Below are 16,375 nucleotides of genomic sequence, written 5' to 3' on the forward strand. Positions count from 1 at the left end.
ACATTGCATATAGAACAACAGGAGGGAAAAAGGATGGATCTATATGTGACAAAAATGTCGAGATCAATCATGCCTGCTATGACAAACAGAAATAGTACCTTATTCGGCGGGAAATTATTGAGCTGGATGGATGAAATAGCAGGGATTACTGCCGCAAGGTACGCAAACTCCAAGGTTGCTACAGTAGCAATTGAAACTGTGCTGTTTATGAAACCTATCTGCGGGGGGGATTTTATTGATGTTGAAGGCAGGATACTATCTGTCGGAAAGACATCGCTGCGTGTGATGATAGAAGTAAGCGTGGATAAAGGCAATGGCAGGCGGGAAAATGCAGCCGAAGCCGTATTTGTCTATGTTGCATTAGATGAAAGTGGAAAACCGAAGAAAGTAGTGGAGGAAATATGATTTTAAATATAGCTGTCATCAAAGGAGATGGTGTCGGTCCGGAAATGATGGAATCGGCACTTGAGATCCTTAAATCAGTATGCAGGCAATTTGAACATCAGTTGAATCTATATCCGGTGATGGCTTCCGGAGAAGCGATTGATGCCGTTGGGAATCCGATGCCGGAGGAGTCATTGAAAATATGTATGGAGGCGTCAGCAGTGCTGTTGGGCAATACAGGACTTTCGAAATATCGGAATTCGCCACAGGAGAAGCGTCCTGAATTTGCACTTATGCGCTTAAGAAAAGAAATGGAAACAACAACGAATATCCGGCCGGTGTGCATTTATCCTGTTTTATCGGAACTATCGCCTTTGAAAGAACGTATCGTTCAGCAAGGTGTGGATTTTGTGTTTGTCAGAGACATTGCTGGCGGCGTATTCTGCTCGGATAAGGTGAAATCAGAAGGCGAATTTGGCAAAGAAGCTTATGAATATGAATACTATAATGAAAAAATCATTACGGATACGGCAGCCATCGCATTTGAACTTGCAGGCAGAAGAAAGAATAAAGTGACCAATCTGGATAAATCAAATGTGTTGGGGAGTTCCAAGCTATGGAGAACCACTGTGCAAGAGGTGGGAAAGCACTATCCGGAAATTGAGCTGACTCACTGCTATATCGATACGGCAGCCATGAAAATCATAGAAAGTCCAAAAGAGTTTGATGTTATAGTGACCTCCAATCTGTTTGGAGATATCATAGCAGATGAAGGAACCCAGATAACAGGGACACCGTACCTGTATGCCTCGGCAGAAGTTGCGAAAAATGGAAAAGGAATTTATACGCCCAATCAGCTTCACCATCCGGATGAAACCATGATCGGGCAGCAAATCGTGAATCCTATCGGCATGATAGCAGCTGCGGCAATGATGCTCCGCCATAGCTTTGGGTTGGAGAAAGAGGCAGCTGCCATAGAAAATGCCATCAGAAAAGCCATTGAGCAGGGCTATCGGACAAAGGATATTGCAAAAGAAGGGGAGCAGTGGCTTTCTACAAAGCAGATGGGAGAGAAAATCACAGGTCTTCTGGCTTATTAGACAGTGAGATGTAATGAAGAAGAAGTTTGGAAGTTGACAATATCACGAAAATAAGTTATCCTATAAAAGGAGTAACGTTATACTAAAACGATATACAAGATAGCGGTCGTATATTATTAGATCTCCGATAATTGTAACCAATTTCTGCCCAAGAAAGCATGGGACTGCGGATGCAGCCTCATGCTTTCTTACATTATAGTAAATTGCTCATTTCCTATAACGCAGACCTCCCGTGGGATGTGCGGTCGGACTTATGGAATATGTTTGACAAGATATCAATGTGCCAGCACACTAGATTAATGAAAATGAAAGTAATAATGGAGAGGGAACTGGAAATGTCCAATATGAAAAAAAGCTTTTATCTGAAAATGCTGTCTATAGCATTTCCGGTCATTTGCCAAAGCATCATAACAATAGGAATCAATATGATTGGCACCATTATGCTGGGGCATTTTGGGGAAGAACAGCTGTCTGCTGCGTCATTGGCGAATCAGTATATATCCGTATTTTATATCCTGAGCCTCGGAATAGGCTCAGGGGCAGCGGTGCTGACTGCACAGTTTTTCGGAAAGAACAATTTGATAAGTTTCCGTAAAACGGCTACTTTGATGTATAGATTTGAAATGTGCATGATTCTGCTGTTTTCTGCCGTTTCAGGATTTTTCCCGGAAAAAGTCATGGGATTTCTAACACGTGATGCAGAGATTATTGGATATGGTGCGGAGTATCTCAGGATATCAGCCTTTTCCTATTTCTTTTTCGGGATAGCATTGACTACAACTTTTATGTTGAGGAATGTGGGCAAGGTATACATTCCGCTTATAAGTTCAGCAGGAGCATTTTTTATCAATATATTTTTCAGCTGGGTATTTATTTTTGGCCGATTGGGAATGGAAAGAATGGAGATCAGGGGGGCGGCTCTGGGGACCCTGATTGCCAGAATTTTTGAATTCGCCGTTATAGCAGGGAGCTTTATCATCAGGGAAAAGAGAATCGGATACAGGATCAGACATTTCTTTCAGCCCTGCAAAGAAGTCGTAAAACAGTATGTGAGATATTGCATGCCGGTATTTTTCAGTGATTTTCTTCTTGCAGCCGGGAATATGCTGGTCGTTGTAGTGATCGGACATGTAGGAACTTTATTTGTCTCTGCCTATGCTATCGCTTCTGTGGCTGTACAGCTCTATAATGTCTTTACTTCTGGATTATACAGCTCGAGCAGTATCATGATAGGGGTTGCGGTTGGGCAGGAAAAGGTGGAAGAGGCATTTGCGCAGGGAAAGGAATTTTTGAAGATCAGTCTGATTGCCAGTATTGCAGCATGTTTCCTGCTCAATATCATTTCTGAGCCTTTCATAGGTCTTTATAATGTCAGTCCGGAAACAGTAAAAGCAACGGGAGAACTGATGAGGGCAGTGAGCTTCATCGTTATATTCCAGATTATCGAGGAGGTCATGACAAAAGGAGTATTAAGAGGCGGAGGCGATACCAGGTTTCTGATGGTGGCGGATGTACTGTTCTTATGGATATTATCAGTACCTTTGGGGTGTTTAGCGGCATTCTGGTTCCGTTGGCCGCCTGCAGCCATATATATCTGCTTGAAATCCGACTGTATAGTCAAGGTAATATGGTGCATATGGAGATTCAGAAGCAGGAAGTGGATTCATATTGTTTAGAGCAGTGGTAATATAGGAATAATGGAATAGAAGTTGCTTTTATGAGTATGATTTTTGACCTTTCAGCATCGATCCTTAATTCGAATATGAGAAAAGGTCAAAATCATACACTTTTTTAACCGTTAAGGATGCAGACGTTGAATGTATATACTGTTAGAATGTAAACAAACACAAAAGAATACCCAAAAAGAAGGAGAGCAACATGAAAATATTAGGTATATCATTCGGCAAAAAGAATGCAAATACAGACATTATGGTAAAGGAAGCACTGTTTGGTGCTAAAGAAGGAGCACCAGATGCAGAAATAAAATTTATCAATACAAACAAACTGACAATTGACCGCTGTACAGGATGTGGTGCATGTTCAAAAAATCTTGAAAAGGGCAATGACAATGACTGTATCGTAAAAGACGATATGCAGATGCTGGAAAATGCTATCCGTGAAGCAGATTGTCTGATTGTGGGTGCTCCTGTTTATGTGCTGCAGCCGGTAGGCCAGTTTAAGAATATGGTGGATCGTTTCTCATGCAGACACGATGTATCTGCAATCAACTGGGTGCTGGATAAGAGAAGAAATGGGGAAGCGCCTGGAGATCCGGATGCATTTCCACAGGAACGTCTGAAAAAGCGTTATGTTTCCTATATTTCTGTTGGCGGAGCCATAACTCAGAACTGGGTATCCATGGGTACGGCAACTATGCATCTGTTTGGTTTTCCTGCAATGATGAAAGTGATCGGAAATTATGATGCACACAATATGGGTACTACTGGAAACCCTATTTTAGACGAAAAACTAATGTCCGAAATTCATGAGATGGGTAAACAGACTTCAGAAGCATATGGAAAAGCTGATCATGAGATTGAATGGTTTGGTCCGGTTGGAACCTGTCCGGTTTGTCATCAGAACCTGATTACTTTAAATGGAACAACAACCGTTGAATGTCCAATCTGTGGTATCGAAGGAAAACTTTCAGTAGATGGAGAGCGCGTAAATGTAGAATTCTCTGAGAAGCAGCAGGCAAGAGCAAGGGGAACCTTCGCTGGACTTCGTGAGCACACAACAGAAATCCAGGGATTTGGAGCAATCTGTGCACCTAAGATTATGGCAAACAAAGAAATGCTGGATGCGAAGATGGAAGTATACAAAAATTTCGAGAAATATATAGCAGAGTAAGTGAATGATGAGAAAGGCAGGTCGGGTGTTCTGGCAATCTGGCTTCGAGCTTACGGTATTTGATCTACCTGCATCAATCAGCCCTCAGCACGACAAAGTGTCTTTACCCTCAAGATTGAGGACGAAGACACTTTGTTTTTTATAATATGTTAAAAAGCAACAAAAATATGGCTGACAAATTATCTATAATAGCAATTGTAACAAACCAGATAATTTGTTATAGTTAATGCAACTTAAAAAGTTATATTTTTTTTGCAAGTTTTGAAAACGTTTTCAGAAAGGCGGGACAGCATGGCAGCATCTATTCATGACGTGGCAAAGAGAGCCGGTGTCTCTATTGCAACAGTATCAAGGATTATCAATAGCAGCGCGACAGTCAGCGATAACAAAGCCGCGGCTGTCAGGGAAGCGATGGAATATTTCAATTATGAACCGAATCAGTTCGGACGGGGTCTTGTAAAGCAGACCTCTCACATGATAGGAGTCTATTTCCCGCATTCGACAGGATCCATCTTCGACTCAGACTACAACCTGGAGCTCCTGAAAGGAATGGAGCAGGTTCTTTCCAGGCATAATTACAGCCTCGTATTGATTAGTGAAAATGACGAATATGAAAAAAAGAAGATGGCAAAACCGAAATTCCTGGAATATGTCAGCCAGAAAAGGGTAGATGGTCTGCTGATCAGCGGGCTGACTCAAAAATCATCTGCTGAGGAAGCGTTCAAGCAGCTTTTGGAAGAAGAATATCCTATGATATATATCGGAAAGAGATTCCATAAAAAAGGGTACAATGTATATGCACAGTATGAAGTCTACATGTACAAGATGGTGGAAACCCTTTACCAGAAAAATCACAGGGATATTCTGATCCATATATGGTATATGCATAAGGAGCTGTTCAAAAACGTAGCCGACCGGATTAGGGAACACATGCCGGAGGTCAGGATTCAGCTGATTATCTCTGATTCGACAGGAGCATCTGACAGGAAGTACTGGGTCGAGAACCTAAAGAAATATGTTCAGGAAGAAAAATATACTGCGGTCTGCATTTCAGGAATGGAGAGCATCGGTATCCTTTTAAGCGCAAGTGCAGAGCTGGAACTTCATATTCCGGATGACCTGTCGGTTATTGCGGTTGAGCATAAGAAGGGTCAGGGTCAGCGTTCGTATCCGGCAATCGATGCATTCTATGTTCCTGTATTCGAGATGGGAGCCGGTGCAGCAGACTTGCTCATTGGATGTGTAGAGGGACAGGAAATTTCGGATCATTCCATGGAATTTGAGACCGTATACATTGAGAGAGAGTCAATCAAAGACAGGAACTAAAGCAGAAAAAAAATAACAACAAGGGTCTGCATGGCAAACCCTTTGTTTACACATAAATTTGAAAACGTTTTCAAAAGCGCAAAGACGATAAGAAAGGAATCAGAAATATGAAAGCAATAATGGTAATGTATGACTCTTTAAACCGAAAGATGCTGGAACCTTATGGATGTGACTGGGTAAAGACCCCGAATTTCACAAGGCTGGCTGAAAAGTCAGTAACGTTCGACTGCAATTATGTTGGAAGTATGCCGTGCATGCCCGCAAGAAGGGAACTCCACACGGGAAGATATAATTTCCTCCACAGGAGCTGGGGGCCAATGGAGCCATTTGATGATTCGATGCCGGAGATGCTCAAGATGAACGGCATTTATACCCATCTGGTTTCAGATCACCAGCACTACTGGGAAGATGGGGGATGTACCTATCACAGCAGATACAACACCTGGGAGTGTACGAGAGGCCAGGAAGGAGATACATGGAAAGCCCTGCCCGAACTGATTGAAGCTTCCCATAGAAAAGGCGGACTTTCGATTTTTGATAAGATGCATAAGCATGACGCAGTAAACCGCAAGTATATTGACGCAGAAGAAAAGATGCCACAGGCAGTAACCTTTCAGGCAGGACTTGAATTTCTTGAAAAGAATCACGAGGCAGATGACTGGTTCCTGCAGATTGAAACCTTTGACCCCCATGAGCCATTCTTCACCCAGGAGGAATATAAAAAGCTGTATCCTCATGAATATGACGGCCTCATGAAGGACTGGCCGCCTTACTATTTCGTGACGGAAGGAGAGGAATCGGTACGACATATGAGATTTGAATATGCAGCGCTGATAACCATGTGCGACAGATACCTTGGTAAGGTGCTGGATTTTATGGATGAGCATGACATGTGGAAGGATACGATGCTTATTGTCAACACGGACCATGGCTATCTTCTCGGTGAGCACGGGTGGTGGAGCAAGACGGTAATGCCTACCTACGATGAAATCGCAAGAACGCCCCTGTTCATATATGATCCGAGGAGCAAAGTCAGAGGCGAACGCCGTGGCATGCTGACCCAGACGATTGATCTTCCGGCGACCGTTCTCGAGTATTTCAATCTTCCGATTCCGAAAGACATGCAGGGAAAATCGCTCAGGAAGGCGATAGAAGAAAGCGAACCGGTCCGCGACTATGCCCTTTTCGGGTATCATGAAGGACATACCAATATCACGGACGGAAGATGGGTCTATATGAGAGCGCCGAAAAGTGGAGATGGGCAGCCAATTTATGAATACACCCTGATGCCCACTCATATGCGCAGCATGTTCCAGCCATCCGAGCTTCAGGATATCCAGCTGCAGGAACCGTTTGCATTTACGAAGGGCTGCAGGACAATGAAGATAAAAGCAGCCGCCGGCATGACGGATCCGGCAAACTATGGTACCAGGCTGTATGATCTGCAGAATGATCCGATGCAGAAACATCCGGTTTATGATATAGAAAAAGAGACTGAAATGGCCAATCTGATGATACGTGCAATGGGGGAGAATGAATGCCCGCAGGAACGTTTTGCAAAGTTTGGATTTCCGGAAGGAAGAGAGGTCACAAAACAGGAGGTGGAAGATTCAAACAGAGAGGCGAAAGAAATGCGCATGCCGATAGGTCTTGAGCAGTGCAGCTGGACAGAAGGCGCAGTCAATATGTACCATACGCTGCATAAATTCCTGATGCCGGAGAAATCGGAGGAGGTAGTCAGGATGCTGAGAGAAGTGGCAGAAGGAGGAAAAATTGATGAGGCGGACATGATAGAGCTTATAAAGATAGTCGTTCCGGAACAGTCAAGGGAAATGGTCATGTATTTTACACTTTTGAATAGCAGGACAGAATAGGCGGCGCTATGAGTCTGACGAATTATATGATTTGAAGAATGATCCAAATGAAACAGATAACCGGATAAATGATCCGTTCTACAGAGAGGTCCTTCTGGATATGAAGGAACGTCTGCTGGAACACTATCAGGATACCTGTGATGTAGTACCGTTCCAGAAGGATATGCGGGCGGAGAAGAATTTTCTGACCCGATTAATGAACAATTAAAGGAGAAAAATATTATGAACAGTAAATACGCAAAAGCTTCGTTTTTAGATGTTTTCAAATATTCATTCGGTGGTTTAGGATCCAATCTTGCATTTATACTTACCATGTCTTATTTGACATTTTTCTATACTGATATCTTTGGAATCGATTCGATGGTTGTGGCAGGTCTGATGCTGATAGCGCGCCTGATTGACGCGTTTACTGATCCGCTAATGGGGATGATTGGGGATCACACCAGAAGCAAGTTGGGAAAATACCGCCCATGGATCATTATCGGAGCACCGCTGCTAGGAGTACTGGTATTCATGCTGTTTACGGCTCCGGAACTGTCTCCTAACATGAAAATCGTATATGTGTATGCTGTCTATATTACATATTCACTGGCATCAACGATTGTAAATATCCCATATCATTCACTGACACCTGTGATTTCAAAGGATCCATACCAAAGAACGGTAATCGTTTCCTGGAAGCAGGGCATGGGGACTGTTGCGCAGTTTGTCATTACAATCATGGCACTGCCATTAGTTGAGCTGTTTGGAGGGGGAAAACAAGGCTGGGCAATGTATGGCGTTCTTATAGGTGTGGTAACGACTGTTTCCTTCTGGATCTGTGCATGGGGCGGAAAGAAATATGATGTGGTAGACATGGATGTTCCGCAGCAATCCTTCAGCCTGAAGGATGATTTGAAGCTTATCTTTGGAAACAAGCCGATGGTCATGCTCATGATTGCATTTGGAACCGATGTGCTTGCAAACGCATCCTATAGCGCAGCAAATATGTATTATTTCAAATATGTGTTAAATCGTATGGACCTGGTTCCGAAAGTGGCTTCAGCAATTCTGTTTGCAGGAATTATAACGCTCCCAATATTACCTGTTCTTGCTAAGTGGCTCGGGAAAAAAAGGCTTTACTGGCTGGGAAGTTTATTTTCAATCATTCCCCTGGCGGTTATGTGGTTCAGGCCGACTGCTCCTGTTATGGTGTTGATGAGCATGATGGCTGCATTTGGATTTATCTCAAGGATTCCGGCAAATCTTGGCTGGGCGATGCTTCCTGAATGTGTGGATTATGCGGAGTGGAAATATGGCGCACGTGGAGATGGCCTGATATCATCATCCCTCACATTTATGAATAAATTGGGAATGGCATTTGGAGGTGCAATGGTAAGTTTTGCCCTTGCAAAAGTTGGTTTTGTTCCGAATGTCGCGCAGACGGATGCCGTAAACAATATGATCGTATTCCTTAGGTTTGGAATGCCGGTACTCGGATATGTTGCTTCACTGATTTCCATGTACTTCTATGAAATCACAAATGAAAAGTATAGTCAGATCCGGAGTGAACTGGATTTGAGAAACATGCAGAAGGAAGCGGCTATATAAGGAAAGCGCATTGTTATCCCTTGCAAAGAAAACATTATTTTGATATGGTATATAAAAATGAGTTTCAGAAAGGATCACAAAAATGCCGCCAATCCATGTATTAATAAAACCTTCATCTGGAAACTGCAACCTGCGCTGCGAATACTGCTTCTATTACGATACCATGGCAAAACGGGAGCAGCCTTCATATGGATTTATGACAGAGCAGACGCTGGAAGCGGTGATCAGAGAGGTGCTGGCTTTCGCCGAGGGCGAGTGCACCATCGCCTACCAGGGTGGGGAGCCCACACTCCGCGGGCTTGATTTCTTTAAGAAATCGATCGAGCTTCAGAAAAAACACAATGTAAACAAGGTCAGAATAAATAATGCGCTTCAGACGAATGGATACAGCATAGACAGGGAATGGGCGGAATTCTTTACAGAGCATAAGTTCCTCATAGGGGTTTCCATAGACGGAGTTCCGAAGGTCCATGACAGGTACCGTAAAAACGCCAAAGGGGAAGGCAGCTTCCACCAGGTGATCAAGACGGTGGACCTGTTCAGAAGTACAGGAGTGGAGTTCAACATACTGTCAGTGGTAAACGGAAAATCGGCGCGCCAGATTGAGCGAAACTATCAGTTCTTTAAAAAGAACGGGCTGGACTATCTGCAGTTCATCGCATGTCTGGATCCCCTGGGAGAGGAGCCGGGAAAACGGGAGTATTCCCTGACGCCTGAGGCTTACGGCCACTTTCTGATCAGCCTTTTTGATTTGTGGTACGAGGATCTGAAGCGGGGAGAACAGCCCTATATCCGGCAGTTTGAAAACTATATCGCCATGCTGCTGGGCCATGCGCCCGAATCCTGCGACATGAGAGGCGTGTGCGGGAACCAGTATGTGGTAGAGGCGGACGGATCTGTGTATCCATGTGATTTCTATGTGCTGGATGATAAGAGGCTCGGCAATTTCAATGACAATACTGTCGTGGAGATTGACGAAGCAAGGAAGAAGATCCGGTTTGTCGAAGAATCCATGGAACACAGTGAAACCTGCAGGCAGTGCAGATATTATGCCTTGTGCCGTGGTGGATGCAGGAGGAACAGGCAGCCACAGGAACCCCATGAACAGTATTTTTGTGAATCATTCAGGATGTTCTTCGATGCCTGTCTGCCAAGGATGCTGGAAATTGCAGACAGGATAAAACAGGGAAGCAGGGGTCAGAATGAATGATCAGGTGGTGATTCCCAGAGAAATCGCCAGGTAATCATGCATCCGATAGCAGCATAATTTCAATAATAGTAAAAGAGGGCAAAGACGAATAACTTTGCTCTTTTTTTCGTTTGATGTTAAAAACCAATAGTTGATTTGTGACCTGCATTTCATGGAATGATGACATCAAATAAATTTCAGGCGTTATGCGGCGCCGCATTCTTCTTTGCCGATATTTACGTGATAGGAAGTTTGTATGGTAGTATAATAGAATAAAAACGGTCGTATTTTACAGGAGGTATTATTATGCTGGACAGCAATTATGCAATTACTTTTGGCCTGACAGAAAGTCAGAAAACAATAGTCCGAACCCATTTGAAGGAAATGGAATGCGGGCTGGTTGAAGCAGCGGATTATGAGGAACTGATGGATGCGGACTATTTTATGTCTATTGTCAGCAGGAATGCGCTGGATGAGGAAGCATGCAGGAAACTGACGGCGTTCTATACGGAGTTGGATGGAAATCTGACAGAACGGATCATGATTGCCGGTCAGCCCGATCGTCTTTCAGAGGCTTCCCGAGCCATTGTCTTTCGGGATTTTGAAGAGCTGGAACCTGAACTTGGAAAAATACTGGAGAAAGCCCATAAGAAAGCGAAAAAAGAGGAGAATACAATCAGCAATCTGTCCGATGCATTCACGATTCTAAGAGAAATCAGGCGTCATCCGGGAATTACGGCAGAGGAACTCTCGGGGAAAATCCACCGCAATCATGCCGCTGTCAGACGTTTTGTCGAGGTCCTGCGAGTGATGGGTGAAGAGATTGCCTACGACTGGGAGAAAAAAGGTTTTCGCTGCACTGTAAATGCCGCAAGGATGAAGATCAATCATGTCGCACTGTATGTGAAGGACCTGGAGGGCATGAAGGAGTTCTATCGGAAATATTTTGGTGCGTCAGCAAACGAAAAGTATCACAACAAAAAGACAGGGCTGGAGACGTATTTTTTAACTTTTTCTGGTGAAGGACGCCTGGAAATCATGACCAGGCCCGGACTGTGCGGCGATGGAAATAAAGAGATGCAGTATGGTTATGCCCATCTGGCTTTCAACGCAGGCAGCAGGCAGCAGGTGGATGAGCTGACTGAACAGCTTAGGAAAGACGGATATACGGTGCTTAGCGGTCCGAGGACGACTGGGGACGGATATTATGAAAGCTGCGTTCTGGATGGAGAGGGCAATCAGATAGAAATCGTGGAATGTAACTGTTAAGAACCCCTGTCTCGCAAGGTGTTTTTATGCTGAATTTGCATGAAAACCCGAGACATGCGTGCGCCAAATTGCTGATTTTGCAATTTGTGTGCTTCATCTGTGACTATGAGGGACGTAGTCCTGAATAGTTACCGTGGAATAACAGACAGAAGCTGGTACCTGCATTTGAATGGCATTTCTAATCAGGTTCCTATAGTATAGAAGTTCATATAGGAGGAAGGAGCAAAACGGTATGGAAAGTACAATTACAAGAGCAGAAGCGTTAGAACTTCTGAAGAAATACAACAAGGAGGCATTTCATTTACTGCATGCGCTGACGGTTGAAGGCGTCATGAAGTGGTATGCGGAGGAACTCGGATATGGGGAAGAGGCGGAATACTGGGGAACCGTAGGGCTTCTTCATGATATCGATTTCGAACTGTATCCTGAGGAGCATTGCAAAAAGGCTCCGGACCTGTTGAAGGAAGGGAATGTCAGTGATGAGATGATCTATTCGATATGCAGCCATGGACACGGAATCTGTGTTGATATGGAACCGAAGCACCAGATGGAAAAAGTTCTTTTTGCAGCAGACGAGCTTACCGGTCTGATCGGGGCGGCGGCAAGGATGCGGCCTTCAAAGAGTGTGATGGACATGGAGACATCAAGCCTCAAAAAGAAATTCAAGGATAAAAAATTTGCAGCCGGATGCTCCAGGGACATTATCCGGGACGGCGCACAGATGCTGGGATGGGAACTTGACGAACTTCTTGAAAAAACCATACTTGCAATGCGGTTCTGCGAGGAAACGGTAAACGAAGAGATGGCAGGAATGGAAGAATAAGAATACGGATGATGTCCCGGTGAAGATGAAAAGTAAAAGGGGGGAGACCTATGAGGCAAAGAAAGATTCGGCTGTTTCTGTATCCTCTGTTTATAATGGTTTGCGGAGCAGTTTTCTTCTTGCTTGGCGGATCTGTTTCGGGCGTTATTTACTACATGGTCAGCAGGACGGCATTCTGGAGAGGGCCGGCGGGAATGACAGAATCTATTTACTTTGGTGTTGGATTCCTTATATTCCTTCCGGCAGGAATCATAGGAACCCTGCTGCTAGACCTGGTCATTAGAAAGAAATATCCATATGAAGTTTCAAAAGTCGCGGATGTGTTGCTTGCAGTTTTGTTCAGTCTGAGCCTCTGGGGGTATGGTTTTATGGAAGGCAGTGCTTTGTGGCTTTACTTCTTCTGGCTTTCCGGAGGGATTCTATATGCTCTGGCTTTGAAGCAGGTCTGGGCAGGAGTCATTTATATGACAGTAGTCGCTATTCTTACAGTTGTCGGTCTGCCCATTACTGAAAATGCTTTGATTGTTAGGTTCCGGAACGAACAATGGGAAATCTATTACCGGATCGTGATGCCGGTATTGGTTTCGGCTGTGATGGGAGGAGCGGCTGGCTTCGGAAGAGGCGTGGTTTATGGTATCTTTTATGATCCATCGTCCCATACATAAGAAGGCATGCTGATTTTGCATGAAAGCCCTGAACAACAGACGATATTGACTTATCGATGAATAATGGATACAATATAAACCAGGAGGGCTTATAGGATGAAGGCAATCGACAGAACTCAAACGAAGGATTATATAGCGAACCTTATAAAGAAAGAAATACTGCACAATCGCCTTAAAGACGGGGAGGAACTGGTTCAGGAGACAGTGGCGGCAGAGCTGGGCGTTTCCAGAATGCCCATCAGGGAAGCATTTCAGACCCTTGAATTGGAAGGATTTCTGCAGAGAATGCCCAACCGTCATATGGTTGTCAGAGGCGTGACCCCAAAAGGCATCCAGGAGATTTTCAGGCTGATTGAACATATGCATGCAGGATTTGTGCAGGAGATGTTTCGCCTGGAGCAGGATTTCGGGCAGGAATTTTCAAAGATTTTCGAAGAATATAAGAACAACAGGTGCGATGAAATCAGGCTTTTGAACTATTTCAGCGAGGTGCTGGATAATCTGTATATGCAGCTTCTTCATGAAAAATTACTGGATGGATATGTTGTTTTTGTATTAGAAGATCTTGGAATGTCGAAATCGAAAGAAATTGACATATGGACTGAGGTTGAAAGTGCGATCAGACTTAAGGATCAGAACAGACTGAATGAATTATTCCATGCGTATTTTACCGGTCTGGCAAATGCGATGATAGAAAAGGTGATATAGAAAAATGCTGAATTTAAATAAAATTCAATTACTACCGGCAAGGGAGCAGGTTTCTTCGACCCTGCGAAAAGCGATACTGGCAAGGGAATTGCAAGAGGGAACAATCATTACGCTTGAAGAGATATCAAATCAGCTGGGAGTATCCATAACTCCGGTCAGAGAAGCGTTTCAGATGCTTGCAAGAGACGGACTCTTGAAGTTAAGGCCAAACAAAGGCGCTATTGTACTCGGAATGAATGAAAAATCAATCAGGGAACATTACGAAGCCCGTGCAATCCTGGAAAGTGCAATTGCATATAAGGTCTGTAAAAGCGGTGCTGATCTGACCACGATGCTTGAAGCATATCATAATGCGAAGACGGCATTGCAGGAAAATGAATATAGCGAATATTCAAAATACAACCAGGCTTTCCATCTTGAGTTATGGAGAGCGGGTGGAAATGACAAGATAACCTCCATGCTGTCAGCTATGTGGAGCGGTTTATCGATGGGAAGCAATATAAAAGAAGAGGAATATGCCCAGATAAGCATCAAAGAGCATGATGGAATTGTTGAAGCTCTGGTTGCCAGAGATGCGGAAAAAGCGAAGGATCTTATGTATGAGCATATTATGAGAAGCATGGAGAATATGCTGACGCATTATAAAGAATAGAAATAACTGTACAATCAAAAGGAATCAGCGCAGCTGATTCCTTTTGTGGTGTTGGGAATACTTTCTCTGAGTACCATGGCAAGGGAAAGAGCTGAAATGATTTGGATAGTATTGCACAAAAATTCGGATTTACATTTGTGGATTTGTACCATTGTTACTATGCAGATGTTAATATATAATAAATCTATCATCATATTGGATACAAAATCAAATATAAATAATAAGTTACAAGGAATCGCATCACAAGTCGGATAGATTCTGTAAAAGAACGTCCAGATACAAGCAGAAAATGATGAACTATTTTTAAGGAGGAAAAGAAATGGAAAACAAAGATGCATTAGATCTGCTTACAGGTCAAATTGCAAAATTCGTCGGACTGGTAGGGAAAAGACTTCCAGATGATGTAACAGCAAAGTTAAAAGAACTTAGCGAAGGCGAAGAGATGCCAATGGCAAAAATGATTTATGAATCTATGGAGAAAAATCAGAGAGCTGCGGAAGAATTAAACAGGCCATCATGCCAGGATACAGGCCTGATACAGATGTTTGTGAGGGTAGGAACAAAATTCCCTTATATTGATTCCCTTAAGCCGGTTTTAAAGGATGCGGTATTCATTGCAACCAAAGAAGCGCCGCTGCGTCATAATACTGTAGAGACTTTTGATGAAGTAAACACAGGAACCAATGTGGGAACAGACTCCCCATGGTTATACTGGGATATTATTCCGAATAGTGATAAACTTGAATTAGACGTATACATGGCCGGAGGCGGATGCTCTCTCCCCGGACAGGGAAAAACATTAATGCCAGGTGAAGGATATGAAGGAGTAGTAAAAGTCGTTCTTGACCTGATGACTTCATATGGATTAAATGCATGTCCTCCACTGCTGGTTGGTGTTGGAATAGGAACATCGATTGACTCAGCAGCGTTTATGGCTAAAAAAGCTTTGATGCGTCCGGTAGGAAGCCATAATTCTAACCCAAAAGCAGCAGATTTAGAAGATGAACTTACGAAAGCGATTGATTCAATCGGACTTGGACCCCAGGGATTAAGAGGAACAAAGTCGGTTATGGGTGTTAATATTGTCAATTCAGCACGCCACCCATCCGTTATATCATGTGCAGTAAATATTGGCTGTTGGTCACACCGCCGGGGCACGATTACATTCAACAGCGATTTAAGTTATGAATCAAGTACTCACAAGGGGGTCGAACTATGAAAAAAATATTAACAACACCAATTTCAGATGAAGACTTAAAAGATATTAAGATTGGCGATGTCATTTACCTGAATGGACATATTGTGACCTGTAGGGATGTTGCCCATAGAAGACTTATCGAACTCAATCGTGAACTTCCCGTAGATATTAAGGGTGGAGCGATTTTCCACGCCGGTCCTATCGTGCGCAAGGTTGAAGGAGAAGAGGACAAATTCGAAATGGTTTCAATCGGTCCGACAACAAGTATGAGAATGGAAAAATTTGAAAAAGAGTTTATCGAACAGACAGGAGTAAAACTGATTGTCGGTAAAGGAGGCATGGGAGCGAATACGGAAGCCGGATGCAAAGAAAATAAAGCAATCCATTGTGTATTCCCCGCCGGATGTGCAGTACTCGCAGCTACCTGTGTAGAGGAAATCGAAGATGCCCAGTGGAGAGATCTTGGAATGCCTGAAACACTCTGGGTCTGCAGGGTTAAAGAATTCGGACCGCTTATCGTATCTATCGATGCCGAAGGAAACAATATATTCGAACAGAATAAGGTTGAATTCAACAAGCGCAAGGATGCCGCTTTAGAAGGACTTTATCCGAAGGTAAAATATATTAAGTAACATATTGATTGAAAGTCGGAATAGCTATAAACCATTAACTGTTCAGCTGACAAGCTATAACTGTGAAGGACGCAGGACTGAATAATTACAAAAACCATATGAATTAGGAGAAGTT

The 16,375-nt window shown here is 43.6% G+C and carries 16 protein-coding genes; all 16 read left to right on the forward strand.

All coding sequences use genetic code 11. The features are described 5' to 3' along the window. The first annotated feature begins 33 nt into the window (after positions 1–33). The 16 genes from BJR36_RS12810 to ttdB all read left to right on the forward strand — a co-directional run bounded on the left by BJR36_RS12810 (position 34) and on the right by ttdB (position 16,260). Positions 34–405, forward strand: coding sequence for an acyl-CoA thioesterase (locus BJR36_RS12810; RefSeq protein WP_169823688.1), 372 nt, complete (start codon positions 34–36; stop codon positions 403–405). Continuing rightward, complete coding sequence (leuB, locus tag BJR36_RS12815; protein ID WP_091235026.1) at positions 402–1,484, forward strand: 3-isopropylmalate dehydrogenase; 1,083 nt, start codon at positions 402–404, stop codon at positions 1,482–1,484. The genes BJR36_RS12810 and leuB overlap by 4 nt, the downstream gene beginning before the upstream one ends. Positions 1,485–1,789: 305 nt before the next feature. After that, positions 1,790–3,160: an MATE family efflux transporter gene (locus BJR36_RS12820; protein ID WP_169823689.1), complete on the forward strand. Its 1,371-nt coding sequence runs from the start codon at positions 1,790–1,792 to the stop codon at positions 3,158–3,160. A 202-nt stretch (positions 3,161–3,362) separates the two neighbouring features. Continuing rightward, positions 3,363–4,334: a flavodoxin family protein gene (locus BJR36_RS12825; RefSeq protein WP_091235030.1), complete on the forward strand. Its 972-nt coding sequence runs from the start codon at positions 3,363–3,365 to the stop codon at positions 4,332–4,334. 291 nt (positions 4,335–4,625) lie between these two features. Then, positions 4,626–5,660 carry a LacI family DNA-binding transcriptional regulator gene (locus BJR36_RS12830; RefSeq protein ID WP_091235032.1) on the forward strand — a complete coding sequence of 345 codons (1,035 nt, stop codon included), beginning with the start codon at positions 4,626–4,628 and terminating at the stop codon, positions 5,658–5,660. Between the two features lie 107 nt (positions 5,661–5,767). Continuing rightward, positions 5,768–7,534: a sulfatase gene (locus BJR36_RS12835; RefSeq protein WP_091235035.1), complete on the forward strand. Its 1,767-nt coding sequence runs from the start codon at positions 5,768–5,770 to the stop codon at positions 7,532–7,534. Positions 7,535–7,565: 31 nt separating this feature from the next. Continuing rightward, positions 7,566–7,742, forward strand: a complete 177-nt coding sequence (locus BJR36_RS20075; protein WP_242875567.1) for a hypothetical protein — start codon at positions 7,566–7,568, stop codon at positions 7,740–7,742. A 14-nt stretch (positions 7,743–7,756) separates the two neighbouring features. After that, on the forward strand, positions 7,757–9,124 hold the full coding sequence (locus BJR36_RS12840) for a glycoside-pentoside-hexuronide (GPH):cation symporter (protein WP_091235037.1): 1,368 nt from the start codon (positions 7,757–7,759) through the stop codon (positions 9,122–9,124). Between the two features lie 82 nt (positions 9,125–9,206). Continuing rightward, complete coding sequence (locus BJR36_RS12845; RefSeq protein ID WP_091235039.1) at positions 9,207–10,334, forward strand: anaerobic sulfatase maturase; 1,128 nt, start codon at positions 9,207–9,209, stop codon at positions 10,332–10,334. A gap of 285 nt (positions 10,335–10,619) precedes the next feature. After that, complete coding sequence (locus BJR36_RS20970) at positions 10,620–11,582, forward strand: VOC family protein (RefSeq protein ID WP_330387927.1); 963 nt, start codon at positions 10,620–10,622, stop codon at positions 11,580–11,582. Between the two features lie 232 nt (positions 11,583–11,814). Then, positions 11,815–12,405 carry a hydrolase gene (locus BJR36_RS12855; protein ID WP_091235041.1) on the forward strand — a complete coding sequence of 197 codons (591 nt, stop codon included), beginning with the start codon at positions 11,815–11,817 and terminating at the stop codon, positions 12,403–12,405. A gap of 50 nt (positions 12,406–12,455) precedes the next feature. After that, complete coding sequence (locus BJR36_RS12860) at positions 12,456–13,070, forward strand: hypothetical protein (protein ID WP_091235043.1); 615 nt, start codon at positions 12,456–12,458, stop codon at positions 13,068–13,070. A 96-nt stretch (positions 13,071–13,166) separates the two neighbouring features. Continuing rightward, positions 13,167–13,778, forward strand: coding sequence for a GntR family transcriptional regulator (locus tag BJR36_RS12865; protein WP_091235044.1), 612 nt, complete (start codon positions 13,167–13,169; stop codon positions 13,776–13,778). Between the two features lie 4 nt (positions 13,779–13,782). Further along, positions 13,783–14,430 (forward strand): GntR family transcriptional regulator, encoded by a 648-nt coding sequence (locus BJR36_RS12870; RefSeq protein ID WP_091235046.1) that lies wholly within the window; start codon positions 13,783–13,785, stop codon positions 14,428–14,430. A gap of 319 nt (positions 14,431–14,749) precedes the next feature. After that, complete coding sequence (gene ttdA / locus BJR36_RS12875) at positions 14,750–15,649, forward strand: L(+)-tartrate dehydratase subunit alpha (RefSeq protein ID WP_091235048.1); 900 nt, start codon at positions 14,750–14,752, stop codon at positions 15,647–15,649. Continuing rightward, a complete protein-coding gene (ttdB, locus tag BJR36_RS12880; RefSeq protein WP_091235050.1) occupies positions 15,646–16,260 on the forward strand; it encodes a L(+)-tartrate dehydratase subunit beta in 615 nt (204 codons plus the stop codon). The genes ttdA and ttdB overlap by 4 nt, the downstream gene beginning before the upstream one ends. Positions 16,261–16,375: the final 115 nt, after the last annotated feature.

It is taken from the genome of Anaerobium acetethylicum (assembly GCF_900096945.1).
Lineage (GTDB): Bacteria > Bacillota > Clostridia > Lachnospirales > Lachnospiraceae > Anaerobium > Anaerobium acetethylicum.